We start from the raw sequence: 24,499 nt of genomic DNA on the forward strand, positions 1-24,499 counted from the left end.
CCGGTAGCGTACCGCCCTGACGCTGATCGCGGCAATCGCGCGGTGAAGGCGACGGACGAGAGAAAGGTCCTGATGTGCGGCGACTGAGCGTGCCGGGCGTGATCCCTCCACCCGTTCACGGGCATCTGCGGCTCGGCGACCCGCCCGATGAACCGGCCGCCATCACGGTCAACTCGCGTCACCTGTCCCGCGCGGGCAGGCCCTGGTTCCCGGTGTCGGGGGAGTTCCACTACGCCCGTCACCCGGCGGAGGAGTGGCATGAAGAGCTGCTCAAGATGCGCGCCGGAGGAGTGACGGTCGTGGCCACGTACCTCTTCTGGAACCTGCACGAGGAGCGGCGCGGCGTCTTCGACTGGAGCGGCGACCGGGACCTGCGGCGGTTCGTGACGACGTGCGCCGGGCTGGGCCTGGACGTGGTGGCGCGGATCGGTCCGTGGGCGCACGGCGAGTCCCGCAACGGCGGCTTCCCCGACTGGGTGGTGGTCGAGGACTGCGTGCCCCGCACCGACGACCCGCGCTACCTGCGGCTCGTCCGGCCGTGGTTCGCGCAGATCGGTGCCCGGCTGCGCGGGCTCACCCGCGCCGCCGGCGGGCCGGTCGTGGCCGTGCAGGTGGAGAACGAGCTGCCGGACCAGCCCGGCCACCTCCTCACCCTCAAGCGGATGGCGCAGGAGTGCGGCATCGACGCGCCGCTGTGGACCGCCACCGGCTGGGGGCACGTCCGGCTTCCGCCCGGCGAGCTGATCCCGCTGTTCGGCGGCTACCCGGAGGCCGCCTGGGACACCGCGCACGACGGCCGGCCGGCGCAGAGCCGCACCCACTACTTCTTCGGGCCGGGCAGGGACGACGACTCGATCGGCGCGGACCTGCGCCCCGCCGGGGACGCCGCCGCCGACGACGACGAGAGCCGGCTGGCGCTTTACCCGTTCGCCACGTGCGAGCTGGGCGGCGGGATGTACACCTCCTACCACCGCCGGCCCGTCGTGACGGCCGCCGACGTGGCCGCGCTGGCGCTGGTGAAGCTGGGCAGCGGGTCGGTGTGGCAGGGCTACTACATGTACCACGGCGGCTCGCAGCGGATCGGCGAGCTGTCCACGCTGCAGGAGTCGCACGCCACCGGCTACCCCAACGACTGCCCGGTGATCGACTACGACTTCCAGGCCCCGCTCGGCGCGTACGGCCAGTTCCGCGACTCCTACCGGCACCTGCGCCTGCAGCACCTCTGGCTGGCCTGCGATGGGCCGGACCTGGCCACCATGACGCCGTTCGTCCCGCCGGACGCGCCGCGGGACACCGCCGACCGGGAGGTGCTGCGCTGGGCGGTGCGCTCCGACGGGCGGTCGGGGTTCCTGTTCGTCAACAACCACCAGCCCGCCGAGCCGCTGCCCGCCCACGAGGGGGTGCGCTTCGCCGTCGAACTGGGCGGGCGGGAGCTGGTCGTGCCACGCGAGCCGGTGACCGTGCCTTCGGGGGCGTACTTCGTCTGGCCGCTCGCCCGCGCGGTGGGGGAGAGCGTGCTGCTGACCGCGACCGCGCAGCCGGTGTGCGTGATCGACGCCGGCGAGCCCGTGCACGTGTTCACGCAGACCGCCGGCATCCCCGTCGAGCTGGTCTTCGACGCCGCGACCGTCGCGGACGTCGAGGGGCCCGCGTCGGTGCGGCGCGACGGGGGCGAGGTCGTGGTGAGCGGGCTGGCGCCGGGCACGGGCTGCCTGCTCCGGGTGACCGGGCCGTCCGGCGGGCGCGCCGCCGTCCTGGTGCTCGACCACGACAGCGCGCTCACCGCGACCCGGGGGCGGCTCTGGGGCGCCGACCGGCTCGTGCTCAGCGACGGGCCCGCCGTCATCGACGACGACCGCCTGATCGTGTACGGCGAGAGCCCCGCCGTACGGATCTTCCCGGCCCCGGACCCCATGCCCGTCGCTCCGGACCCCGTGACGGCCGTCCCGGATCCCGTGCCCGCCGCCTCGAACCCCGTGCCGGCCGACCCGGGGCACGGTCCGACTGCCGTGGATCCCATGCCGGCCGTCCAGGAGCTCGGGCGGGCTTCGCGCGGCGGGCGGGTGGACGGCGTGTTCGGCGTGGTCGAGCCGCCCGCCCCGGCGGGCCCGCCGCCGCGGGTGCGGGTCGAGGCCGTCAAAGCGGCCGGGCCGGCCCGGCCGCCGGTGATCGACCCCGCCTCCGGGCGGGCCTCCGCGCCCACGGACGCCGACTTCGACCACGCCGCCGTCTACCGGATCACGGTCGGGGAAGAGGCGTTCGCGGGGGACGGGGAGGTGCTGCTGCGGCTGGACTGGACCGGCGACGTGGGCCGCGCCCACCTCGGCGGCCGGCTCGTGGCCGACCAGTTCTGGCACGGCCAGGTCTGGGAGATCGGGCTGCGCAGGTTCCGCGAGGAGATCCTGGAGCACGGGCTGGAGCTGAGGCTGCTGCCGCTGCGCGAGCACGCGCCCGTCTACGTCTCCCCGCACGTCCGGCCGGCCGCCTACCCGGACGGTGAGGTCCTGGAGCTGCGTTCGGTCACCCTGGTCCCGATGCCCCGCACCGTACTGCCCGCCCGGCCGTGACGCCCGGCCTCTGCCGGGCCCCTGCCAGGCCCCTGCCCGGCCCCTGCCCGCCCGGCCGTGACGCCGCCGCTGTGATTCGCACCACTTGAACACCGTTCAGGCTTGAACGGTGTTCAAGTGGGCTGTCACACTCCACGCATGCAGTTGAAACGTGCGGACGTGGTGACCGGAGCGCTGGACCTGCTCGACACCGACGGCCTCGACGGGCTGACCATGCGCAAGCTCGGCGCCCGGCTCGGGGTTCAGGCCGGCGGCATCTACTGGCACTTCAAGAACAAGGAGGCCCTGCTCGACGCGATGGCCGACCGGATCGTCGGCGGGCTCACCCAGACCCCCCTGGCTCCCGGCCCCTGGGACGCGCAACTGACGGAGCTGGCGCACCGCCTGCGCCGCGCCCTGCTCGCCCACCGGGACGGCGCCCGCGTGGTCGCCGGCACCCACGTGCCCGAGCCGAACACGGTGCGCGGCGGCGAGCATGCCGTGCGCATCCTGGCCGACGCGGGCTTCCCGATCGACCGGGTCGGCTGGGTCGTCTTCGCGGTTCTGTACTACGTGCTCGGCCACACGATCGAGGAGCAGGCGCAGCGGGCGGCCGGCGACTGGGAGCGGCGCGTGGCGACACTGGCGGACGAGGACCTGACGCGCGCGGTGAGCAGCACGATCGGGGCCGACCCCGAGGAGCGCTTCGCCTACGGCCTGGAGCTCTTCCTCGACGGCGTGCGCCTGCGGCTCGCGGAGGCGCGGCCATGATCCCGAAGGTCAAGCGGCCGGGCGACCGGCGCGTGATCCCGCTGGAGGCGCGGCCATGATCCCCAAGGTCAAGCGGCCCGGCGACCGGCGCGTGATCCCGCTGGAGGTCCGCGCCAACGTCCGGGTCAGCCCGTCGTTCAGCCGGCTCACCTTCGGCGGCCCGGCCCTGGCCGGGTTCACCGGCATCGGCCTCGACCACAGCGTGCGGCTCTTCTTCCCCCGCGCCGGCCAGGACCGGCTGTGGCTCCCGAGCCTGAACAACGACGCCTGGATGGCCCAGACGATGCTTCAGCCCGTCTCCCGGCGCCCGTGGGTGCGCAACTACACGGTGTACGCGTACCGTCCGGACGAGCAGGAGCTGGACATCGAGTTCGCCCTGCACGGCGACCACGGGCCCGCCTCCGCCTGGGCCGCCCGGGCCCGCCCCGGCGACCCGGCCGGCATCTTCGCGGAGGGCTACAGCTACCTGCCGCCGGACGGCGCCGACCGGCAGCTGCTGGTGGGGGACGAGAGCGCGCTGCCGGCGATCCTGTCCATCCTGTCCTCCGCCCCGGCCGGCCTCACCGGGCACGCCTTCCTGGAGGTGCCGGAGAGCGCCGACATCCGCGAGCACGTCGACCGCCCCGAGGGCGTGCGGGTGACGTGGCTGCCGCGCGACGGCTCCGGCACCATCCCCGGAGCCCTCGCCCTGGAGGCCGTCCGGCAGGCCCCCGGCCTGGGCGCCCCCGACTACGCCTGGATCGCCGGCGAGTCGCGGCTGGCCACCGGCGTGCGCCGCCACCTGGTCGGCGAACGCCACCTCGACAAGAAGCAGATCGCCTTCATCGGCTACTGGCGGCACGGCCGCTCCAGCCCCGGCTGACCGGCGGGCGGAGCGCGCCCGCGCGCCTGCTTCCGGCCGGGATAATTCACCGCCAATATCGCGGCCCGCAAATCGCCGTCCGATGGCAGAATGGGGTGGCAAGGCCCGGGGCCGCATTATTCTCACTTCCGGGACCGAGCAACGGTTAGTGGCGGTGCGGGCGCCTTGCCGCGTGATTCCTGCGGTAATGGCCGTCGTGGACGCACCCCGCCTTGACGACAGTGCTGGTGATCGTCATCGACGGGGAAAGTTATGCGGGTGCTGGTGGTTGACGACAACGCGGTCGCGGCCGAATCCGTTCTGCGGGACCTGCGGCGGGTCGGCTACGCCGTCGACCACGTGGAGACGCGTGAGGCCGCTCTGCGATCGTGTGATCGGGCTGACCTGGTGCTGCTCGACCTCGGTCTCTCCGGATGCGACGCCCTGGCGGTGTGCCGCGAGATCCGCGCCCGCTGCGACGTGCCGATCATCGCGTTCACGGACCAGCGCGACGAGCTGGAGTGCGTGCTCGGGCTGAAGGCGGGGTCGGACGACTGCCTGGTGAAGCCGTACGGGTTCCGGGAGCTCATCGCTCGCATCGAAGCCGTGATGCGCCGGGCAAGGCCGCGCCCCCGGCCGCCGGCGGCGCTCACCCGTGCCGGGCTGCGCATCGATCCCGAGACCCGGGAGGTCCGCGTCGGCGGCGAGCCCGTCAGCCTGACACGCAAGGAGTTCGACCTGCTGTGGGCCCTGGCGTCCCGGGGTGACGGCGTCGTGTCCAGGGAAGAGCTCATGTCGGCGGTCTGGGACGAGCCGTCGACGCAACCGGGGCGCACCATCGACACGCACGTCTACAGCCTGCGCGCCAAACTCGGCGGCGACTGGATCATCACCGTCCGCGGCGTCGGCTACCGTCTCGGCGACGGGGGCGAGGGCTTCCGCGGGTGACCGCCTCCTGACTGCCGCGCCCACCGGTGACGCCTCACGGCGATCGCCCTGCGACGGCCGCCCGTCCGCCGGCCATCGCCGCCGGGCGGCGCCCGGACGCCTGGAGGGCTGGCCCCGATGCCGCCGGCCGGAGCGCCGTGAACAGTGGGTCCGTTCGCCCGGAGAGCCCGCGCCGGCGCGGCGCGGGCGGGCCCGCCCGGCCGCGGGACAGGCGCCGGCGGATCGACGGCAATCGCCGGACTTTGCACTCCTCTGACATTCACCTCACCTGCGGCTGCAGGTCGAGCATCCGGTCACCGAGGAGGTCACCGGCATCGACCTGGTCCGCGAGCAGTTCCGCATCGCCGCGGGCGAGGAACTGGGCTACGGCGATCCGAGCCCGCGCGGCCACTCCATCGAGTTCCGGATCAACGCCGAGGACCCCGGCCGCGGCTTCCTCCCCATGCCCGGCACCGTGACGGAGTTCGCGCCGCCGGCGGGGCCCGGGGTCCGGCTGGACGCGGGAGTGGAGAGCGGGAGCACGATCGGTCCCGCCTGGGACTCCCTGCTGGCCAAGCTGATCGTCACCGGCGCCACCCGCGAGCAGGCCCTGCGGCGGGCGGCGCGGGCCCTGGCGGAGTTCCGGGTCGGCGGCGTGGCCACGGTCCTGCCGTTTCACCGGAAGGTGGTCGGTGATCCGGCCTTCGCGCCGGAGCGGGCGGGCGCGCCCGGTCCGTTCACGGTCCACACCCGCTGGATAGAGACGGAGTTCGTCAACGACATCGCGCCGTTCACCACCGTGGTGCAGCCGGAGGCCGCGCCGGACCACGAGACGATCGTCGTCGAGGTGTGCGGCAAGCGCTTGGAGGTGTCCCTCCCGCCCTTGCTCGGCGCTGGCCGCCGCGGACTGGGCGCTGGCCGATGCCGCGGTGCGCCCGGCGGAGCTGCCCGCGTTCGACATGGGCGTGGTCACCGCCGCCTCGTCGGGCGGCTTCGAGTTCGGCCAGGGCGAGCTGCGCAAGCTCTGGAGCCAGGGCGGCCAGTACGTCAGCGCGTACCAGTCCTTCGCCTGGTTCTACGCCGTCAACAGCGGCCAGATCTCCATCCGCAACGCCATGAAGGGGCCCAGCGGGGTGGTCGTCAGCGACCAGGCCGGCGGCCTCGACGCGGTGGCGCAGGCGAGCAGGCAGATCAGGAAGGGCACCAGCCTCGTCGTCACGGGCGCGGTGGACGCCTCGATCTGCCCGTGGGGCTGGGTGGCGCAGATGGCGGGCGGCCGGCTCAGCACCAGCGACGAGCCGGCCGGGGCGTACCTGCCCTTCGACGCGCGGGCGCGCGGCCACGTGCCGGGCGAGGGCGGGGCGCTGCTCATCGTGGAGGCCGAGCGGGCGGCGCGCGAGCGCGGCGCCCGGATCTACGGCGAGATCGCCGGGTACGGGGCCACGTTCGACTCCAAGCCCGGCACGGGACGCGCCCCCGGGCTGCGCAAGGCCATCGAGCTGGCCCTGGGCCAGGCGGGGGCCGACCCGCGCGACGTGGACGTGGTCTTCGCCGACGCCGCGGCGATCCCCGAGCTCGACCGGGTGGAGGCCACGGCGATCAGCGAGGTGTTCGGGGCCCGGGGCGTCCCGGTCACCGCCCCCAAGACGATGACCGGGCGGCTGTACTCGGGCGCGGCCCCGCTGGACCTCGCCGCCGCCTTCCTGGCCATGCGCGACGGCCTGATCCCGCCCACCGTGAACGTCGAACCCGACCCCGGCTACGGCCTGGACCTGGTCGCTTCCCGGCCCCGTACGGCCCGGGTGCGCACGGCGCTGGTCCTCGCCCGCGGCCACGGCGGTTTCAACTCCGCCCTGGTCGTCCGGACCCTCCGGCGGGCGTCCTGAACCGAGGCCCTCCGCCGGCTCCACCCCCATGGCCGGAGGAGGGCCTCTTCCGGCACGACTTTCCCGCACAGCATCCGGCACAGCTTCCGGCATTGCTGCTGGCCGCCGGCGTCGAGGGCGTGCTGCGCGCCGCCTCGATCAGGCTGCCCACGGTCTTCGAAGATCGGCGAGTTGCTGCGCCGGGACAACGTGGTCAACATGGACGCCCGTACGGTCATCGCCTGCTTTCCCACGGCCGTCAACGACTCCAGGGCGCTGCACTCCGACACCCAGATGTTGTCGTGGTTCACCGCCGAGCGGGCCCGCCGCGAGATCGACGCCAGGCTCATCCCGCTGCGGGACGTGGACGGCTGGGACAACGACGCGTTCTCGCTCGGCAGGCCGGACGGCCGCTACTTCCGGGTCGTGGCGGTCTCCGTGGAGGCCGGCAACCGCGAGGTGAGGGGGTGGTCGCAGCCGCTGATCGAGCCGACCGGCACGGCGGTCGCCGCGTTCGTGTTCCGGCGCATCGGCGGGGTCCCGCACCTCCTGGTGAACGCCAAGGCGGAGGCCGGCTTCCTGGACGCGGTGGAGTTGGGCCCCACAGTGCAGTGCACGCCGGGGAACTGGGTGCACCTGCCGGCCCGGGCCAGGCCGCCGTTCCTCGACGTGGTGCTGGCCGCCGGGCCGGACCGCGTCCGCTACGAGGCGGTGCACTCGGAGGAGGGCGGCCGGTTCCTGAACGCCGAGAGCCGTTACCTGTTCGTCGAGGCCGGCGAGCGGGAGGCGCCGCTCGTCCCGCCACCGGGCTACCAGTGGGTCACGCAAGGCCAGCTCAACTCGCTGACGGCCCATGGGCACTACGTCAACGTGCAGGCGAGGACCCTGCTCTCCTGTCTCAACGCCGGCGCCGTCCACCTGGGGTGAGCCGCACATGCCGCCGGACAGGGTCATGCCCCAAAAATACAATGAACGCTTTACAAGATGCAGTGAGCGTTGTACTTTTAGGGTGCGCCGCCGGAGTGCCGGCGGCGGGCCCCGCTGAAGGAAGGCCGGTGACATGGCGTCGACAATCCCTCCCCGAGCAGACGGAAGAACCTGGCTAGGGCTCGCCGTCCTGGTGCTGCCCGCGCTGCTGCTCAGCCTCGACCTGACCGTTCTCAACCTGGCGATCCCCAAGCTGACCGCGGAGCTGAGACCCACCGGCGCCCAGCTGCTGTGGATCCTCGACATCTATCCGCTCGTCCTGGCCGGGCTCCTCATCCCCATGGGGGCCCTGGGCGACCGGATCGGCCGCCGCAGGCTGCTGCTCGTCGGCGCCGCCGCCTTCGGGGCGGCCTCGGTGTTCGCCGCGTTCTCGGCCAACGCCGAGATGCTGATCGTGGCCAGGGGCCTGCTGGGGGTCGCCGGCTCCACCGTGATGCCGTCCACCCTGTCGCTGATCCGCAACATGTTCCGCGACCCCAAGCAGCGCACGCTGGCCATCAGCGTCTTCATGTCCGGCATCATGGTCGGCGACGCCATCGGCCCGGCGGTCGGCGGCGTGCTGCTGGAGTACTTCTGGTGGGGCTCGGTGTTCCTGCTGGGCGTGCCGGTCATGCTGCTGGTGATCGCTCTCGGGCCGGCGCTGCTGCCGGAATACCGCGACCCCGCGCCCGGCAGGCTCGACCTCACCAGCGCCGCCCTGCTGGTGGCGACCATGCTGGCGGTGGTGTTCTCGCTGCAGCACCTCGGCGAGGCCGGCCTCGACCCCCTGTCGCCCGTCGTCCTGGTGATCGGGCTCGGCCTGGGCGTGGTGTTCGTCCGGCGGCAGCGCAGGCTCGCCGACCCGCTGCTGGACCTGCGGCTGTTCGCCAACCGCTCGTTCACCGTCGGGGCGGTCGTGATCACGCTGGGCCTCGGCGCGATGTTCGGCGCGTACTACTTCATGGCCCAGTACCTGCAGCTCGTCGCCGGCCTGTCGCCGTTCCAGGCGGGGCTGGCGACCATCCCCATCACGCTCGGCAGCGTCGGCGGCATCGCGCTCCTGCCGCTGCTGACCAGATGGTTCAGGCCCGCCCGCGTCATGGTCGGCGGACTGGTGGTGGCGGCCCTCGGGATGGTGGTCATCACCCTGGTCAACGCCGGGGGCGGGATCGCCTTCCTCGTCATAGGCGGCGTGCTGCTCTTCATCGGGCTCGGCATCACGCTGTCGCTGTGCACCACCATGATCCTCAACTCCGTCCCCGCGGAGAAGGCCGGCGCGGCGTCCGGCGTGCAGGAGACCAGCGCCGAGATGGGTGCCGCGCTCGGCATCGCGGTGCTGGGCAGCATCGGCACCGCCGTCTACCGCGGTGGCGTCGGCGGCGCGCTCCCCGAGGGCCTGCCCGCGGACCTGCTGCACTCCGCGCAGGGCACGCTCGGCGGCGCGGTCGCGGCCGCGGCGCACCTGCCCGGCGCCACCGGCGCCGAACTGCTCGACACCGCCCGCCAGGCGTTCACGACCGGGATGCGGATCAGCACCGGGATCGGCGTGGCCGTCCTGCTCGGCCTCGCCGTCATGGCGGCCGTACGCCTGCGCGGGGAGACGCTCGACGGACAGCTCGCCGACGACCTCCCCGAGGCGGTGACCACCACCCCCGACAAGGAACAGACCGGAGGCTGACCCGGTGCTCGCCGGCACGGCATGGCCGGGTCTCCGCACACACGAAAGGAGTGGGCCATGCCGGCCGCTGGGCCGTCCACCGAGATGATCGATCATCTGGACCGGCTGAACGAACTGAAGGAGCTCGCCCGCCGAGGGCCCGACCCCGAGGCCACCGGGCGCCAGCACGCCAAGGGCAAACTGACCGCCCGCGAACGCATCGAACTCCTCCTCGACAAGGCGAGCTTCACCGAGGTCGAGCCGCTGCGGCGGCACCAGGCCCGCGGCTTCGGCCTGGAGGCCAGGCGCCCCCACACCGACGGGGTGGTCACCGGGTGGGGCACCGTCGAAGGGCGCACCGTCTTCGTGTACGCCCACGACTTCCGGATCTTCGGCGGGGCGCTCGGCGAGGCGCACGCCCAGAAGATCCACAAACTCATGGACATGGCCCTGGCGGCGGGCGCCCCGCTCGTCTCGCTCAACGACGGAGCCGGGGCCCGCATCCAGGAGGGGGTCGGCGCGCTCGCGGGTTACGGCGGCATCTTCCACCGCAACACCCGGGCCTCGGGCGTGATCCCGCAGATCAGCGTCATGCTCGGCCCCTGCGCCGGCGGCGCCGCCTACTCGCCCGCGCTCACCGACTTCGTCTTCGCCGTCCGGGGCATCTCCCAGACCTTCGTCACCGGCCCCGACGTGGTGCGGCAGGTCACCGGCGAACGCGTCACGCACGACGAGCTCGGCGGCGCCGACGTGCACGCCGAGGTCTCCGGCGTGGCCCATTTCGTGTACGACGACGAGGAGACCTGCCTCGCCGAGGTTCGCTACCTGCTGTCGCTGCTGCCCGCCAACAACCGCGAGCTGCCGCCGGCGGCGCCCGGCCACGACCCCGCGGACCGGCCCGGCGACGCCCTGCTGAACCTCGTGCCCGCCGACGTCAACCGGGCCTACGACATCCGCGCGGTGATCGGCGAGGTCGTGGACGACGGCGAGCACATGGAGGTGCACGCCGCCTGGGCCCCCAACATCGTCTGCACTCTGGCCAGGCTCGGCGGCCAGGTCGTGGGCGTCGTCGCCAACCAGCCCGCCGTCATGGCCGGCGTGCTGGACATCAAGGCCAGCGAGAAGGGGGCGCGCTTCGTGCGGTTCTGCGACGCGTTCAACATCCCGCTGATCACGCTGGTCGACGTGCCCGGCTTCCTGCCCGGCGTCGAGCAGGAGCACGGCGGCATCATCCGGCACGGCGCCAAGCTCCTGTACGCCTACTGCGCCGCCACCGTGCCCCGGATCTCGCTGGTGCTGCGCAAGGCGTACGGGGGTGCGTACATCGTGATGGACTCCCGGTCGATCGGCGCGGACCTCGCCTTCGCCTGGCCCGCCAACGAGATCGCCGTGATGGGCGCGGAGGGCGCGGCGGCCGTGGTCTTCCGGCGGGAGATCGCGGGGGCCGAGGACCCCGAGGAGACGCGCCGCAGGAAGATCGACGAGTATCGGCGGGAGCTCGTGCATCCGTACTACGCCGCCGAGCGAGGGCTGGTCGACGACGTCATCGACCCGCGCGAGACGCGGTCCGTGCTGATCCGCGGGCTCGACATGCTGCACGCCAAGGACGCCGACCTGCCGCGCCGCAAGCACGGCAACCCGCCGCAATGACCGGGCCGGACACGCCGCCGCTGCTGCGCGTCGAGAAGGGCAACCCCAGCGCGGACGACCTGGCGGCCCTCGTCGCGGTCCTGCTCGCCAGGGCGGCCCGCGCGGAGCCGGACGGGCCGCGCACCCCCGCCCGGGCCATGGCCCGCTGGCACGGCCCGGACCGCGCGCCGCGCTTCGCCGGCCCGCGCACCTGGCGCAACGGCGAGCGCTGACCCGCACGGGGCGAGACGGCGACGGCGGCACGGCCGGTCGCGCCGCCGTCTCGCCCGCTGAGTTCCCCGCAGGCCCAGGAAAGACCGCCAGAAAGGATCAGGCAATGTCCACGATCACCCTTGACGAGGTCGAGGCGCTGCGCGCCCGCGTCCGGGAGCTCGGTGACCGGGCGGAGCTGGCCGCGTTGTGCGACCGCTACGTCACGCACCTCGACCGGGACCGCGACGACGACACGTGGTTCGACGCCGTCTTCACCGAGGACGTCCAGCTCGTCTTCCCCATGGGCGAGTACAAGGGGATGGCCGGGCTCGCCCGGTTCCAGGAGATGGCGCGCGGCACGTTCGAGCGGACCCACCACATGAGCGGCAACTACGCCATCGAGATCGACGGGGACCGGGCCCGCGTACGGGCGCACCTGACCGCCGTGCACGTGCGGCGGGGCGCGGAGCCGGGCGGCCACTTCGACATCGGCGGCCACTACGAGGCCGAGGCGGTGCGCACCACGCGCGGCTGGCGCATCCGCCGTTTCGCCTTCGACCTGGTGTGGAGCGCGGGCGAAGGGCCGAAGGGCCCCGGCCCGCAGGCACGACGGGCATCGGCGCAGGGAGGAGCGCGATGAGCACATTCACGGGGAGCACCATGACCGGGGGCAGGTTCGCCGGCAGGACGGCACTGGTCACCGGGTCGAGCCGGGGCATCGGCCGTGCGACGGCCCTGCGGCTGGCGGGTGAGGGCGCTCTGGTCGCCGTGCACTACGCGAGCAACAAGGAGGCGGCCGAGCAGACCCTCGCCTCGATCGAGCGGGCGGGCGGCAGCGCGTTCGCGGTCAGGGCGGAACTGGGCATGCCCGGGGACGTCGAGGAGCTCTTCGAAGGGCTGGAGGCGGGGTTGCGGGCGCACCACGGCTCGGTGACGCTCGACATCCTGGTGAACAACGCCGGGGTGCTGGCCGCCGGCGAGCCGGAGGAGGTCACGCGCGCGCAGCTCGAGCACCTCTTCGCGGTCAACAGCACCGCGCCCTTCCTCATCGTCCAGCGCGCGCTGCGGATCCTCGCCGAGGGCGGCCGGATCATCAACATCTCGTCGGGGCTGACCCGCATCGGGAATCCGGCGGTGGTCCCGTACGCGATGACCAAGGGCGCGCTCGAACAGCTCGCCCGGCATCTCGCGCGGCACCTCGCGCCGCGCGGCATCACGATCAACACCGTGGCGCCAGGCGTCACGGACAACGGCGGGCCGACCTACGCCGACCCCGAGACGGTGGCGGTGATGGCCAGGCAGTCGGCGTTCAACCGGGTCGGTCAGACGCGGGACATCGCCGACGTCGTCGCCTTCCTCGCCTCCGAGGAGGCGCGCTGGATCACCGGCGCGTTCGTCGACGCCACCGGCGGCGGCCTGCTGGGCTGAGGCCGCCGGGCGCGGGCCCCCGCGGGCGGTGCCGCCCGCGGGGGCCTTACGCGGCCGTGCCGTAGCCGTGCAGGAAGGCGCGGACGCCGGAGGTGACCATCTCGTCGGCCTGCTCCTCGGTCAGCACGTCGCCTTCGTAGGCGGGCACGTCGCTGGAGATCAGCAGCAGCAGGTGGAGCGCCGCCCGCTCGGGGTCGGCGACCCGCAGCAGCCCCCGGTCGGCGAACTTCGCGATGCGCAGGGCCAGCTCGTGGCGCACCCGCAGCGGGCCGGTGGCCTGCCAGGCGTCGATGGCGGCGCGGGGGATGTGCCCGAGCTCGGCGTTGATCTGCCGGACGAGCGCGAAGTGGTCGGCGTACGCGGGCATCGGCGCCGTCCAGTCTCTGCCGAACTCGATGAGGTCGGTCTCCAAGTCGATGATCTTGTTCAGATGCCGTTCGATGAGCGCGATCTGCGCCTCCGCCGCGCGTGCCGCGCTGTCCTGGATGACGGCCTCGAACAACTGCGCCTTGTCCTCGAAATGGTTGTAGATGGTGCGGGTGGACACGCCCGCCGACGCCGAGATGGCGTCGATGCTCGCGCGGCTGTAGCCGTCGCGGGCGAAGACGGTCAGCGCTCCCGCGAGGATCGCCTGCCGCTTGTCGGCCCGCCCGCCGCGGGCGCGGGTGGTCACTGTGTCGCCGGTGCTGGTCTGGTTCTGCATCACTCGCCTCCAGTTAAAATATACACTTTACTTGTTACTATGATCGTTGTACTTTAGCGGGTGTGGAAGGTTCGGGCAATCGAGGTGATGGGAGGTGTGTGATGCTCCGGTTGGCAGTGGTCAATGGGAGTACGCGGCCGCGCCGGCAGAGTGGGTCGGTGGTGGAGTGGGTCGTGGGTGCGGCGGGTCGGCATCCGGCGGTGAAGTCGGGGGAGGTGCTGGTCGAGGCGGTGGATCTGGCGGATTTCGGTCTGCCGCTGCTGGATGAGGCGGTGCCGCCGTTGTTCGGGGCGTATGAGCATGAGCACACGCGCCGGTGGGCGTCGGTGGTGGGGTCGTTCGACGGGTTCGTGTTCGTGACGCCGGAGTACAACCACAGTGTTCCGGGGGCGTTGAAGAACGCGGTGGACTTCCTGTTCGCCGAGTGGCATCACAAGGTGGCGGGGTTCGTCAGTTACGGGGTGCATGCGGGGACGCGGGCGGTGGAGCATCTGCGGCTGGCTCTGGTGGAGCTGCGGGTGGCCAACGTGCGTTCGCAGGTGGCGCTGTCGGCGTTCACCGACTTCGAGATCGTCGATCCGGAGGATCCGGCCGCGCCGGGGTTGTGCGCGCCGGGTGAGCATCAGGAGCCGACGCTGCACGAGATGCTCGACGAGATGATCGAGTGGGGTGTCGCCCTGCAACCCCTGCGCACCGCCGCCGGCACCATGGGCGGTGACGCCGCCGGCACGACCGGCGGTGACGCCGCCGTCTCGCACGCCTCGGGCGCGGCCGGCGGCGCCGCCTCCGCCGCGGGGTAGTGCCGCGCCGCGGCCGGCGGGAGGGCCGGCCGCTCGGGCGGAGCCGGAACCGGGAAAATCCGCCTGCTGGTCATCAATTCCCTTCCCGGCACCCGAATGGCCCACGAGCTCGCCTGCTCGCGGGCCATTCGGCGCGATTTCTCTCTGGAAACTCGCTATTCATATTCGAATCGGAAACCGACGCCGCGCACGGTGCGGATCCAGTTCTTCTGGCCGAGCTTGTTGCGAAGGCTGCTGACGTGCGTGTCGACGGTACGGCTCGACGTCGTCGCCGGGTCGTTCCACACCTGCGACATGATCTCCTTGCGGGACACCACCGTCCTGGGCCGGGCGGCCAGGTGATGAAGGAGGTCGAACTCCTTGCGCGTGACCCGGACCGGACGATTGTCCAGATAAATCTCCCGGGCCCCCGGATCAATGCGCAGGGATCCGCGTGAGATGACCCGGCCCGTGGTCGTGTGCCGTCCCGGGCGGAAACGCCGCATCACCGCCTCGATACGGGCCAGCAGCTCGTGGAAACGATACGGCTTGGCCAGGCAATCGTCCGAGCCGGATTGGAGGCACAGCACCCGATTCAACTCGGTGTCGTTATTCGTGATGGCGATGATCGGCGTGTCGCCGCCGGCCCGGATGTCGTGGCAGACCTTCAGGCCGTCCAGATCGGACAGTTCGATGCCGAGCAGCACCAGGTCAGCGCCATGAGCTGCGCGCAGTGCCGCCGCTCCCGTGGTCACGCAGGCCACGGTGTGTCCATGTCGTCGTAGTCCATCAGCCAGTGACGCCGCGGCTTCGGCATCACTTTCTACCGCGAGTACTCGCACAGCAGCCTCCAGGCAGCCAGTGAGATTGGTCGAACATCACCACGGGCCTTCCCCGCGCATTCCCTCTTTCATTTATCGGGAATCATTCTGGGTCATTTATCATGTGGCTGGGAAGGGTTGCAGAACGTTGCAAGGCCCAGCGTGAACCGCAAGAGGAACGTCGCACTCCGTCGCGATCGAGTCATCCCGTTGGGAGCAGTGAATGGAACTCGAAAGTGCACTTCCGGTCGGCTCGGACCATCGCCGTCACGCACACCTTCTGAGCCGGATCAGGGACGCGGTGCTCGCCGGCGACCGGCCGGTGGCCTCGCCCCGTCCGCTCATCGCCGAATCCTGGAACCGGGTACGCCGGTTGGGCGTCGATCCGGAGCGGGGGCGAGACCTGCCGATCGCCCCCCGCGAAGAGGTCGAGTGGCGCCGCAGGCAGTCCCGCATCGGCCAGGTCCTGGACGTCCTGCGAGGTGGCCTGACCTCGATCTCCGACGACGGTGTGCACATCATGGTGATCACCGACGCGGACGGCTGCCTGTTGTGGCAGGAGGGCAGCCCGGCCGTCCGGAGAGAGGCCGAGTCGCTGGGGTTCGCCGAGGGGGCCGTCTGGGACGAGGCGGCCGTCGGCACGAACGGGATCGGGACCGGCCTGGTCGTGCAGCGTCCCGTCCAGATCTTCGCCGCCGAGCACTTCGTCCGGGGGCACGACCCGTGGATCTGCACCGCCGCTCCGCTGCACGACCCCGTCAGCGGACAGTTCCTCGGCGTCGTGGACGTCAGCGGCCCTGCCGCGACGGCGCACCCGTCCACGCTCGCCCTCGTCCACGCCGTGACGAGTCTGGCCAATGCCTCGTTCAAGGAGGAGCACCAGTCCCGGCTGGCCCGCCTGCGCGCCGCCGCCGCACCGGTGCTCGCACGGGTGGGCGGATGCGCCCTGGTGACCGACCGCCACGGGTGGGTGGCCGCGGTGACGGGCATGTGGCCGGGAGACCGCGTCCTCCTGCCCGAGGAGCTGAGCGGCGGGGACGCGCGGATCGCGCCGTTCGGCCTGTGCAGGGTGGAGCCGTTGTTCGAGGGCTGGCTCATCCGCGTCGGCCCTCCCGAGCCGGACCGGCCGACGACGGTGCGGCTCAACCTGAGCGGAGACATCCCCACGATCACCGTCGTCGCCCCGAGCGGGTCCTGGCAGCACCGGCTGACGCCGCGCCACGCGGAGATCCTGCTCCTGCTGGCGCTGAACCCGGCCGGGCTCAGCGCCGCGGAGCTGGCCGAGGACCTGTTCGGCGACCGGCGGCGCAAGGTCACCGTGCGCGCCGAGCTGTCCCGGCTGCGGCAGCGGCTGGGCGACCTCTTCGAGCAGCGGCCCTACCGGTTCGCGTCGTGGCTGGACGTGCGGTACGAGCTGCCGCAGGACCGGGCGAGGCTCCTGCTGGCGGCCAGTTCGGCCACCGTGCGAACGTTACGCTCCTGCGCCACGCCCCCGCGCCCGGGCGCCGGCGCGCCGCCCGCCCCGGGGTGACCCCCGCGCCCGACGCCCGGGCGGTCGCGGGCCCCGGGGTGACCCCCGCGCCCGGCGCCCGGGCGCTCGCGGAGACGCCGGTGACGTCCGGCCGGGCGCCCGGGCCTCAGCCCTCGTCCGCGGGCAGGGTGAAGAGGCGGACGTAGACGGGGCGGGCGTCCGGCGGGGCCTCCTCCGCAGGGCGGCTGTAACGCAGGAGCAGCGCGATGTACTCCTCGTAGAAGGCGTCCAGGTCCTGCCTGGTCATGCGGGCCAGCCCGCGCGACCCCTTCGCCCAGCCCGGGTCGGCCCGGTAGGCGGCGGGGAAGCGCTCGAACAGGGCGCGGTCCTCCTCGTAGCCGACCCGGTGGAACTCCTCCAGCACCGCCCGGTCGCCCGGCGCGAGCTGGTCGGGGGTGGGCAGGCGGACGTCCCTGGGCACCTCGGCGCGCCGCCACCAGCGCTCGCGGCCCGACGACCGCTCGGGGATCTCCTCGATGAAGCCGTACTTCTCCAGCTGGCGCAGGTGGTAGCTGGTCGTGCCGGTCTTGGCGCCGAACAGCTCGCCCAGGGTGGTCGAGGTGGCCGGGCCGTGCAGGTTGAGGTGGGTCAGCATGCGGCGGCGCATGGGGTGGGCCAGTGCCTTGAGCCGGTCGGGGTCGTCGAGTACGTACGGCTCGTCATCCTTCATGAGGAGCAGGCTAGTCCTCCAGAACGACATCTGCAGACAACGCTTTGCCGAGGTTTCTCTGCAGACTACTGTCGGCATCATGAAGAGAATCCTCCCGGCCCTCGCCGCCGCGTCGGCCGCGCTGGCCGTGCTGATCGCGCCGGCCCCGCCCCCCGCGTCGGCCGCGTCCTCCGCGCCGGCCACGCCGCCCGCGTCGGCCTGGCCCGTGTCCGCCGGGTCCGTACGGCCTGTCGCGCCGGCCGCGTTCACCCGGACTGCCGGGCAGCCCGGGCCGCCCGGGCCGCCCGGGCCGCCCGGGCTGCCCGGGGACCTGGCCTCCACCGAGGTGAGCTTCCGCGGCGCGGGCGGCCTCACCCTGCACGGCAGCGTGATCAGCCGGCCGGACGCCCCCGCCGGACGGCCGGGCATCGTGCTGGTGCACGGCGCGGGCACCGGCACGCCCCGGCAGAAGCTGCTGGCCGAGGCCGTGGCCTTCGCCCGGCAGGGGTTGTCCGTGCTCGTCTACGACAAGCGCTCCGAGGGGTACTCGATGTTCGAGCGGTCGTACGCGACCCTCGCCGAGGACGCCCTGGGAGCCGTCGCGACGCTGCGGCGGCAGGCCGGGGTCGACCCCGGCAAGGTCGGCGTCTGGGGGCTCAGCGAGGGCGGGTGGGTGGCGCCGATCGCCGCCTCCCGCTCCCGTGACATCGCCTTCGTCGTCCTCGTCGGCGCCAACGCGCTGAGCCCGCTGCGGCAGCAGGCCTGGGCCGTGGCGGCCGGGCTGCGCAGGGCCGGCGTGGGCGGGTCGCTGGTGGAGCGGGCCGAGCCCAACCTCTACCGGGTGATCGCGGACGGCGGGCTGTTCCCCGAGCCCTTCTTCGACCCGGAGCCGGTCCTCGCGCGGGTGCGGCAGCCGGTGCTCGGCATCTGGGGCGTGCACGACCTGCTCACCCCGCCCAGGGAGACGCCCCCCATCCTCGCCGAGGCCCTGGAGAAGGGCGGCAACCGCCGGTACGCGTTCCGGTTCTTCCCCGGCGCCGACCACGCCGCCCACCTGACGCCCGACGGCGGCGTCACCCGGCTGCCCGACCTGGCTCCCGGCTACGCGGAGCTGGTCGGGACGTGGGTGGGCCAGGCGACCTCCGGGCGCGCGCCGGTGGCGCAGGTGTCCGGGCCGGCCCCGGAGCAGGCGAGCGACACCTTCGGGGTGCCGCCGACCGCGTGGTGGGAGTCGGCCGGAGCGCAGCTGGCGGTGCTGGTGCTGTTCCTGGTGGCGTTCGCCGGGTATCCGGTGACGGCCCTGGTCCGGCGGCTCAGGCGGCGCCCGGCCGGGCCGGTGGTGAAGGCGGCCCGGCTGGTCAGCGCGGGCGGGCTCGCGGTGACGGCAGGCGGGTTCGCGTACCTGTTCGCCGTGGTCATGTCGGGCGGCAAGCTGGCCTCGCCCGGCCCGCTGGCAGGCGACCGGCCGCTCATCTGGCTCGCGCTCCAGGCGCTGGCGGTCACGACCGTCGTGGCCACCGTGCTGACGGCGCTGCGCCGGCGGCGGGCGGCCCTCCCGCGCGGCGAGCGCACCCGCCTCGGGCTGCTGATCGCGGGCGGCGCGGTGTTCGTGCCGTGGGCGCTGTACTGGGGACTGCTGCTGCCCTGAGGCCGGAGGTTTCACCCGGATGGCGCCGGGGTCAGATGCCGCGCCGGTCGCCGCCGTCTGTCGTGATGGAGGGGGTGGAGGGCGGGTAGGAGAACGTCTGCGCGCCGGTGAAGGTCTCCGGGCCGATGATGCGGTAGCCGTGCGCGGCCTCGCTGGCCGGGTGCCCGGGGCCCACGTCGAGGGTGTCGGCGGTGGACCAGACGCCGTTGACCTGGTGCTGGACGACGTACAGGAACTCGTTGAAGTCCTGGTCGGAGGAGACGAACGTGTTCACGATCGTGAGCGAGTGCTTGCCCGCGCTCAAGGACGGCGGGATGTCCACGCTCTGGTCCTTCCACCGGTAGACGTGCTCGGTGTGCAGCGGTTGCCACGCGCCCGCCGGGGTGCCGTTCACCGTGATGGTGGCGCGCTGCATGCCGATGCCGGCGTCGAGGCGGCGGATCAGGCGTACGCCGGTGTTGTCCGGATCGACGGTGACCGTGAACCGGCTCGAACCGCCCGGCCCGAACGCCCGCCCGTCGTCCACGAGAGCCCGGGCGGGGGAGACGGCGGGGTTGGCCGTCTCCGGCACCCACGCGCCGGCGAGCACGCCCAGCGCCGCCACGGTGCCCAGCGCGCCGAGCGCCACCCCCGCGGCGAGCGAGCCGAACGCGGCGGCCGCGACCGCCCGCCCCCGGCCCGCGCTCCTCGCGCCGGCCCGCCGCCCCCTGCCGTCCCGGCGGTCTGAGGCGCCGAACCCCATCCCGTCGGGGCCCCTGCCCTCACCCGCCCCGCCGGCCGGCTCCGGTACGCCCGCCCATCCGGTTCCGGCCTGTTCCGGTGTGCCGGCCCATCCGGTTCCGCCGGCCTGTTCCGGTGCGCCCGCCCATCCGGCTCCGCCGGGTCCCCGCGGTGTGCCCGCCCAGCCGGGCTCGTTCCGCGTGGCCGCGCCGCCGGCCCATCCGGGGTCGTCCCCCGTGAGCGGCCCGCCGGTTCCCCGGATCTCGCCCGGGCCGTCCGCCCCGTCCGCCCCGTGCGCCCGTCCGGTCGTGTCCGGCCGGGGCGGGGTGGCGGGACGCCCGCAGGAACGCCACCATCACCGCCTTCTTCGGAAAGCGCCGCCCCGCCAGCATGTCGGCGCACGTCGCCCGGGGCAGCCGCGCCCCGCCCGCCCTGTCGGCCCGCGCCTGCAACTCCCGCAGCGACGCGTCGGCCCGCGCGAACTGCTCGGCCAGCAGCCGCACCAGCTCCTCGTGCCGGGTCACCGCCTCCAGGCAGCGACCGGCCCCTCCTCCGGGGGCCCGGCCGCCCTCGGCCACCCGGACACCCTCGGCCTCTTCCGGAACTACGCTCATCGCCCGACCCTGCCCTCTCCCGCCAGAAGCCGTTCGCCCTCTAGAACCCGATCCGTGATTCGCAGTGTACGAACGGTTACTCTCGGTGCACCACTGGTTATCGCGGGCGGCCGGCCGGGAGGGGAAGACCGGCCGCACTGCTCAATCGTGTGAGGCCGGGCAGGAGGGGTGACCGGCCGCTTCCGGTGACAGGAACGCAGGGGGCACGCCCAGCGGCCGGGCGTGCCCCCTGGTGGCTCAAAGTCACCCTGCCGCGTGCGGGCGGGCTTGAGTCCACGTGTCCGTGCGAGTGGCTCAGGCGAGCGGGGCGGCGATCTGGATGCGGTCGATGTCCGGCGCGTAGCCGGTGGAGGCGTTGGCGAACGTGATCGTGTTCGCCCCGGCCGCCAGCACCACGTCCCCCACCGTCGTACGGAAGTTCGACCAGCCCAGCGTGTTGCGGAAGTAGTGACGCCGGGCCGCGCCCCCGTTGACGGAGATGTCGGCGTACCGGTCCACGATGTTGGTGTTGTAGTTGTCCGCGCCCTCGCCCAGCTCGCCGTTGGCGTACGTGACGACCATGCGGTAGCGGCCCGCGGCCGGGACCGTCACCCCGTTGAAGCGCAGCGTGTTGGCCGCGCCCGCGCCGATGAACCCCACGTACTGCCCGCCGGAGGCCGCGGCGTTGGCGCCGACCCGGGCCGCGCCGCCCAGCGTGTTCGCGGGCGATTCGGCCTGGTACGCGGTGACCACCCCGGACGCCGGAGTGACGGCGAGATAGTCCAGGTTGACCGCGTCCCGGTCGTCGGCCGCGTACGCGTTGACCTCCACCCGATTGATCCCGGCGGTCAGGAACACCCGGGCGGTCACCGTGTTCCACGTGTTCCAGTCCGCGGTCCCCGGCAGCGCGAGGTCGGTGAGGTCGGAGCCGTTGAGGCGCAGCCGCACCGACCGGCCGGCCGGCGCGCCCGCGAACGGGCCCGCCGAGTAACGCAGCGCCAGGTCGTGGTAGCCGTCACCGGCCGCCGTCACCACGAACGCCGTGCCCGCGGTGGTGCTGCCGCCGTACCCCTCGGTGAAGGACGTGCCCGAATAGCCGGTGTTCTGCCCGTACGTGACGCGGGCCGAGCCGGACAGCGCCGCGTACTCCGCCTCGTACCGCGAGCCGGCGGGCGAGGTGTCCTTGTCCGGGGTCACGATCACGTGGTACGCCGACGATCCCTTCAGCCCGGCCAGCGGGATCGTGATCTGCCCGCCCGAGACCGGGAAGTCCGCCTCGGCCACCCGGTACGGGCCGGGGGAGGGGTTCAGCCCCGAGTCGTCCACGCCCCACACCGTGGCGTGCACCGTGCCTCCAGCGCCGCTCAGCGCGGCCGGGATGCCCGTGACGACCACCTCCGTGTCGTACGTGCCGGACGCCGGGTTGTTCCCGCCGAAGATCACCCTGGCCTGCTTCTTGGCCGGGTCGTAGGCGGCCAGGCCCTGGAGGGAGCCGCCCGGCGCGGGCGGGGTGACGGCCACCGTGGTGCCGGTCAGCTCGCCGTACCACTTGTAGAGCCACCACCCGCCGGTCGCCTGGTTGTTCCTGGTCACCAGGTCGTTGAGGCCGCCGGCCGTCGTCCAGTACGCCAGGCAGCCGTCGACCTTGCTGTTCTCGAACTTGGCCACGAACTGCACCAGGTTGCCCGGCACGCCCAGGTCGCCGGAGGCGCGGCCGTACTCGTTGATCGTGATCGGGCGCGGGGAGACGCCGAGGCTCGCCTCCATGGCCCGGTAGTCGGCGTAGTGCGTGTGCCAGCTCGTGTAGAAGTCGTCGCCGAGCTCGTGCCAGGTGGTGACGTCGGGCAGCACGCGGTTGTCGCGGGCGAAGGTCAGGAACGCCCGCAGGTCGGCCGAGCGGTAGGAGGCGAAGTTCGGGCCCGCGATGCGCGCGCCCGGATCGATCGAGCGGATGCGCTGGTAGACGGTCTTGTACGCGTCGAGGAAGGCGGGCAGGTTCCCCGCGTACCAGATCTGGTCGGGCTCGTTGAAGGGCACGTAGACGTAGGAGGCGCGGTACGGGTCCGCGACCACCTTGCGTGTCATCGTCTCCACCTTGGCCAGGTAGTCGGCCAGGCCGAGGTTCTCGTACGGCCACTGCCGGTAGATGTCCTGCATGTAGATCTGGATGTCGCGGCCGCCGGCCCGCTTGAACATGGGCGCGACCTTCAGCGCGTCGCCGTTCGGATGTTGCCGGCCGTCGGGCGCCTTCTGCGCCGTGACCTGGGGTTTCAGCGCCGCCAGCATGGTCTCGTCGGGGATGCCCTCGTCACCGAGCCCGTACAGGAAGCCGGTGGCGCCGTAACGGAGCGCGCCGGTCGGCGTCCCGAGATCCACGACGAGCCGCGACGCGGCGGCGGCGCGGGCGGGAGCCGCGGCCGGCGGGCTCGTCACGACGCCCGCGACCAGAGCCGCCACCAGCACGGCTGACCAGGCATTCGTCCTCCTCATAGCGGTTCGACCCTTCGATGTGACCGGTCACAGTATCTGCTTGAGTGTGAACGGTCACATGAGGGAGGGGAAGAGGCCGTTACCGGGTTGTTACGGCCGCGTGTCCGTGATATTCCTACGCCTGTTGGCCTACACTCGTTGTCATGGCTTTCACCGAGAGATCGGCAGCCACCCGGACCGCCATCCTCTCGGCCGCCAGGAAACTGCTCATCGAGCGCGGCTACGAGGCGATGACGATCCGGGCGGTCGCCTCCCTGGTCGGCGTCGACCCCTCCATGGTCATGCGCTACTACGGCAGCAAGGCCGGGCTGTTCAGCGCCGCCGTCGACGTGGACCTGCGGCTCGCCGAGGTCGACCGGCCACCGGCGGACCGGCTGGGCGAGCTGCTCGTGCGGCACTTCCTGGCGCGCTGGGAAGGCGAACTGTCGGACGACGTGCTGATCATGCTGCTCCGCTCCGCGAGCACCAACCCGATGGCCGCCGAGCGGATGCGGGAGGTCTTCGAGACGCAGATCGCCGCGTTCGTCGCCCGCCTCACCGGGGCGGACGACGCCGCCTACCGCGCCGGGCTCGTCTCCACCCAGCTCCTGGGCCTGGCGCTGACCCGCTACGTCCTGCGTTTCCCGCCGATGGCCGACGCCGACGTGGAGACCCTGGTGCGGGACCTCGGGCCCGCCGTGCAGCACTACCTGACCGGCGGCGACCGCACCTGAGACCCCGCGGGATAGCGGGCGCTATTCCGCGTGTAGCGCCTCCTCTTCGAGACGACGGAGAACACGTACTCGAAGGAGAGAAGAATGACGTTTCTCGTGACCGGCGCCACCGGGACCGTCGGGCGGCAGATCGTGGCGCAACTCGTCGAACGGGGCCTGCCCGTACGCGCGCTGACCAGGAACCCGGCGGCGGCCCGCCTGCCCGACGGCGTCGAGGTGGCCTGCGGCGACCTCACCTCGCCCCGGACCCTGGTCCCGGCGCTGGAGGGCGTGGCGGGCCTGCACCTGATCACGTTCGGGGGCGACGACGGCGCCGACCTGGAGACCGGGCCCGAGATCGTCGAGCTGGCGGCCCGGGCGGGCGTCGCCCGCATCAGCGTCCTGACCGGGTGGGAGGAGACCTCGGTCGAGCGGGCGCTGCGCGAGGCCAACGCGGCCTGGACGCAGGTGTGGTGCGCCGAGTTCATGGCCAACGCCTACGACTGGCTGGAGTCGATCAGGGACGAGGGCGTGGTGCGCGTCTTCGGCAACCATCCCAGCGCCGTGGTGCACGAGGCCGACATCGCCGCCGTGGCCGTGGCGGCGCTGGTCGGGGAGGGGCACGCGGGGAGATCGTACGCGCTGACCGGCCCCGAGTCGCTCACCCCCGAGCAGCGGACGCGGCTGCTCGGGGCGGCGATCGGGCGGGAGCTGCGGTTCGAGGAGCTGGACGAGGCCGGATACCGCGCCTTGATGCGGGCGGCCGGCGTGAGCGACGACCTGATCGAGTTCGGGGTGCAGCTCGGCGCCCGCCCGCCGGAGGCCGGCGCCGTCGTGCGGCCGACCGTGGAACGGGTCACGGGCCGCCCGGCCCGCACCTTCGCCCAGTGGGCCGCCGAACACGCCACGGCCTTCGAACAGCCCTGAACCATCACACCCTTTGCCAGGTTGCGCCTTCTTCGCCAAGCTCCGCTGACAACCCTCACCCTCCCTGACGCCTCACCCGCCCGGCCCGGTCGCGGGGGGCGGG

22 protein-coding genes and 1 pseudogene are annotated in these 24,499 nt (G+C 73.0%); 17 read left to right on the plus strand and 6 right to left on the minus strand.

The features are described 5' to 3' along the window. Nucleotides 1-98 precede the first annotated feature (98 nt). From IO39_RS20835 to IO39_RS20895, 12 genes and pseudogenes are all read left to right on the plus strand, one after another. On the plus strand, nt 99-2,567 hold the full coding sequence (locus IO39_RS20835) for a beta-galactosidase (RefSeq protein ID WP_245642102.1): 2,469 nt from the start codon (nt 99-101) through the stop codon (nt 2,565-2,567). 138 nt (nt 2,568-2,705) lie between these two features. Continuing rightward, nucleotides 2,706-3,317: a TetR/AcrR family transcriptional regulator gene (locus IO39_RS20840; RefSeq protein WP_043625664.1), complete on the plus strand. Its 612-nt coding sequence runs from the start codon at nt 2,706-2,708 to the stop codon at nt 3,315-3,317. A gap of 55 nt (nt 3,318-3,372) precedes the next feature. Continuing rightward, nucleotides 3,373-4,179: a siderophore-interacting protein gene (locus IO39_RS20845; protein WP_043625668.1), complete on the plus strand. Its 807-nt coding sequence runs from the start codon at nt 3,373-3,375 to the stop codon at nt 4,177-4,179. A gap of 252 nt (nt 4,180-4,431) precedes the next feature. Next, complete coding sequence (locus tag IO39_RS20850; protein ID WP_052423137.1) at nt 4,432-5,106, plus strand: response regulator transcription factor; 675 nt, start codon at nt 4,432-4,434, stop codon at nt 5,104-5,106. 271 nt (nt 5,107-5,377) lie between these two features. Next, nucleotides 5,378-6,013 (plus strand): annotated as a pseudogene (locus IO39_RS52785) (ATP-binding protein); the annotation flags it as partial. A gap of 1 nt (nt 6,014) precedes the next feature. Continuing rightward, entirely contained in the window at nt 6,015-6,971 is a 957-nt protein-coding gene (locus IO39_RS20865) for a beta-ketoacyl synthase N-terminal-like domain-containing protein (protein WP_342671429.1), read from the plus strand. Nucleotides 6,972-7,142: 171 nt separating this feature from the next. Beyond that, on the plus strand, nt 7,143-7,877 hold the full coding sequence (locus IO39_RS20870) for an NDP-hexose 2,3-dehydratase family protein (protein WP_052423138.1): 735 nt from the start codon (nt 7,143-7,145) through the stop codon (nt 7,875-7,877). Nucleotides 7,878-8,010: 133 nt separating this feature from the next. Next, nucleotides 8,011-9,594: an MFS transporter gene (locus IO39_RS20875; protein WP_084773187.1), complete on the plus strand. Its 1,584-nt coding sequence runs from the start codon at nt 8,011-8,013 to the stop codon at nt 9,592-9,594. A 57-nt stretch (nt 9,595-9,651) separates the two neighbouring features. Then, nucleotides 9,652-11,223, plus strand: coding sequence for an acyl-CoA carboxylase subunit beta (locus IO39_RS20880; RefSeq protein WP_052423139.1), 1,572 nt, complete (start codon nt 9,652-9,654; stop codon nt 11,221-11,223). After that, nucleotides 11,220-11,435, plus strand: coding sequence for an acyl-CoA carboxylase epsilon subunit (locus IO39_RS20885; protein WP_043626124.1), 216 nt, complete (start codon nt 11,220-11,222; stop codon nt 11,433-11,435). Before IO39_RS20880 ends, IO39_RS20885 begins: the two co-directional genes overlap by 4 nt. Nucleotides 11,436-11,539: 104 nt before the next feature. Next, complete coding sequence (locus IO39_RS20890; RefSeq protein ID WP_052423140.1) at nt 11,540-12,055, plus strand: nuclear transport factor 2 family protein; 516 nt, start codon at nt 11,540-11,542, stop codon at nt 12,053-12,055. Then, nucleotides 12,052-12,843, plus strand: coding sequence for an SDR family oxidoreductase (locus tag IO39_RS20895; protein ID WP_084773189.1), 792 nt, complete (start codon nt 12,052-12,054; stop codon nt 12,841-12,843). Before IO39_RS20890 ends, IO39_RS20895 begins: the two co-directional genes overlap by 4 nt. Before the next feature lie 46 nt (nt 12,844-12,889). Here IO39_RS20895 and IO39_RS20900 read toward each other — a convergent pair whose 3' ends face one another. Next, nucleotides 12,890-13,546: a TetR/AcrR family transcriptional regulator gene (locus IO39_RS20900; protein WP_052423141.1), complete on the minus strand. Its 657-nt coding sequence runs from the start codon at nt 13,544-13,546 to the stop codon at nt 12,890-12,892. Between the two features lie 101 nt (nt 13,547-13,647). Here IO39_RS20900 and IO39_RS20905 point away from each other — a divergent pair, with 101 nt between their 5' ends. Then, nucleotides 13,648-14,346, plus strand: coding sequence for an NADPH-dependent FMN reductase (locus IO39_RS20905; protein ID WP_084773192.1), 699 nt, complete (start codon nt 13,648-13,650; stop codon nt 14,344-14,346). A gap of 155 nt (nt 14,347-14,501) precedes the next feature. On the opposite strand, the gene IO39_RS20910 is transcribed toward IO39_RS20905, so the two are convergent. Next, nucleotides 14,502-15,167, minus strand: a complete 666-nt coding sequence (locus tag IO39_RS20910) for a response regulator transcription factor (RefSeq protein ID WP_052423142.1) — start codon at nt 15,165-15,167, stop codon at nt 14,502-14,504. 202 nt (nt 15,168-15,369) lie between these two features. Here IO39_RS20910 and IO39_RS20915 point away from each other — a divergent pair, with 202 nt between their 5' ends. After that, on the plus strand, nt 15,370-16,677 hold the full coding sequence (locus tag IO39_RS20915) for a helix-turn-helix domain-containing protein (protein WP_052423143.1): 1,308 nt from the start codon (nt 15,370-15,372) through the stop codon (nt 16,675-16,677). A gap of 106 nt (nt 16,678-16,783) precedes the next feature. On the opposite strand, the gene IO39_RS20920 is transcribed toward IO39_RS20915, so the two are convergent. Then, the gene (locus tag IO39_RS20920) at nt 16,784-17,347 is read right to left on the minus strand and encodes an ArsR/SmtB family transcription factor (RefSeq protein WP_043625676.1); all 564 of its coding nucleotides are present in this window, start codon (nt 17,345-17,347) and stop codon (nt 16,784-16,786) included. Between the two features lie 79 nt (nt 17,348-17,426). On the opposite strand from IO39_RS20920, the gene IO39_RS20925 reads away from it, so the two are divergent. Next, complete coding sequence (locus tag IO39_RS20925) at nt 17,427-18,974, plus strand: alpha/beta hydrolase family protein (RefSeq protein WP_052423144.1); 1,548 nt, start codon at nt 17,427-17,429, stop codon at nt 18,972-18,974. A 31-nt stretch (nt 18,975-19,005) separates the two neighbouring features. Here IO39_RS20925 and IO39_RS20930 read toward each other — a convergent pair whose 3' ends face one another. The 3 genes from IO39_RS20930 to IO39_RS20940 form a co-directional block, all read right to left on the minus strand. Then, nucleotides 19,006-19,716: a hypothetical protein gene (locus tag IO39_RS20930; RefSeq protein WP_043625679.1), complete on the minus strand. Its 711-nt coding sequence runs from the start codon at nt 19,714-19,716 to the stop codon at nt 19,006-19,008. A 19-nt stretch (nt 19,717-19,735) separates the two neighbouring features. Further along, nucleotides 19,736-20,308 carry a hypothetical protein gene (locus IO39_RS20935; RefSeq protein WP_157548690.1) on the minus strand — a complete coding sequence of 191 codons (573 nt, stop codon included), beginning with the start codon at nt 20,306-20,308 and terminating at the stop codon, nt 19,736-19,738. A 294-nt stretch (nt 20,309-20,602) separates the two neighbouring features. Further along, complete coding sequence (locus tag IO39_RS20940) at nt 20,603-22,777, minus strand: carbohydrate-binding protein (protein WP_043625684.1); 2,175 nt, start codon at nt 22,775-22,777, stop codon at nt 20,603-20,605. A gap of 143 nt (nt 22,778-22,920) precedes the next feature. Between IO39_RS20940 and IO39_RS20945 the strand changes: the two genes are divergently transcribed. Then, nucleotides 22,921-23,490: a TetR/AcrR family transcriptional regulator gene (locus IO39_RS20945; protein WP_043625686.1), complete on the plus strand. Its 570-nt coding sequence runs from the start codon at nt 22,921-22,923 to the stop codon at nt 23,488-23,490. A gap of 84 nt (nt 23,491-23,574) precedes the next feature. Beyond that, nucleotides 23,575-24,396: an NAD(P)H-binding protein gene (locus IO39_RS20950; protein WP_043625688.1), complete on the plus strand. Its 822-nt coding sequence runs from the start codon at nt 23,575-23,577 to the stop codon at nt 24,394-24,396. Nucleotides 24,397-24,499: the final 103 nt, after the last annotated feature.

The organism is Nonomuraea candida (genome assembly GCF_000725485.1).
Taxonomy (GTDB): Bacteria; Actinomycetota; Actinomycetes; order Streptosporangiales; family Streptosporangiaceae; genus Nonomuraea; species Nonomuraea candida.

Bases quoted from the DNA above. Each gene is read 5' to 3' on its own strand.
- IO39_RS20935 (WP_157548690.1), bottom strand. From the start codon at position 20,308: ATGAGCGTAGTTCCGGAAGAGGCCGAGGGTGTCCGGGTGGCCGAGGGC.
- IO39_RS20885 (WP_043626124.1), top strand. From the start codon at position 11,220: ATGACCGGGCCGGACACGCCGCCGCTGCTGCGCGTCGAGAAGGGCAAC.
- IO39_RS20880 (WP_052423139.1), top strand. From the start codon at position 9,652: ATGCCGGCCGCTGGGCCGTCCACCGAGATGATCGATCATCTGGACCGG.
- IO39_RS20915 (WP_052423143.1), top strand. From the start codon at position 15,370: ATGGAACTCGAAAGTGCACTTCCGGTCGGCTCGGACCATCGCCGTCAC.
- IO39_RS20890 (WP_052423140.1), top strand. From the start codon at position 11,540: ATGTCCACGATCACCCTTGACGAGGTCGAGGCGCTGCGCGCCCGCGTC.
- IO39_RS20850 (WP_052423137.1), top strand. From the start codon at position 4,432: ATGCGGGTGCTGGTGGTTGACGACAACGCGGTCGCGGCCGAATCCGTT.
- IO39_RS20905 (WP_084773192.1), top strand. From the start codon at position 13,648: ATGCTCCGGTTGGCAGTGGTCAATGGGAGTACGCGGCCGCGCCGGCAG.
- IO39_RS20945 (WP_043625686.1), top strand. From the start codon at position 22,921: ATGGCTTTCACCGAGAGATCGGCAGCCACCCGGACCGCCATCCTCTCG.
- IO39_RS20895 (WP_084773189.1), top strand. From the start codon at position 12,052: ATGAGCACATTCACGGGGAGCACCATGACCGGGGGCAGGTTCGCCGGC.
- IO39_RS20840 (WP_043625664.1), top strand. From the start codon at position 2,706: ATGCAGTTGAAACGTGCGGACGTGGTGACCGGAGCGCTGGACCTGCTC.
- IO39_RS20900 (WP_052423141.1), bottom strand. From the start codon at position 13,546: ATGCAGAACCAGACCAGCACCGGCGACACAGTGACCACCCGCGCCCGC.
- IO39_RS20920 (WP_043625676.1), bottom strand. From the start codon at position 17,347: ATGAAGGATGACGAGCCGTACGTACTCGACGACCCCGACCGGCTCAAG.
- IO39_RS20875 (WP_084773187.1), top strand. From the start codon at position 8,011: ATGGCGTCGACAATCCCTCCCCGAGCAGACGGAAGAACCTGGCTAGGG.
- IO39_RS20930 (WP_043625679.1), bottom strand. From the start codon at position 19,716: ATGGGGTTCGGCGCCTCAGACCGCCGGGACGGCAGGGGGCGGCGGGCC.
- IO39_RS20845 (WP_043625668.1), top strand. From the start codon at position 3,373: ATGATCCCCAAGGTCAAGCGGCCCGGCGACCGGCGCGTGATCCCGCTG.
- IO39_RS20940 (WP_043625684.1), bottom strand. From the start codon at position 22,777: ATGAGGAGGACGAATGCCTGGTCAGCCGTGCTGGTGGCGGCTCTGGTC.
- IO39_RS20950 (WP_043625688.1), top strand. From the start codon at position 23,575: ATGACGTTTCTCGTGACCGGCGCCACCGGGACCGTCGGGCGGCAGATC.
- IO39_RS20925 (WP_052423144.1), top strand. From the start codon at position 17,427: ATGAAGAGAATCCTCCCGGCCCTCGCCGCCGCGTCGGCCGCGCTGGCC.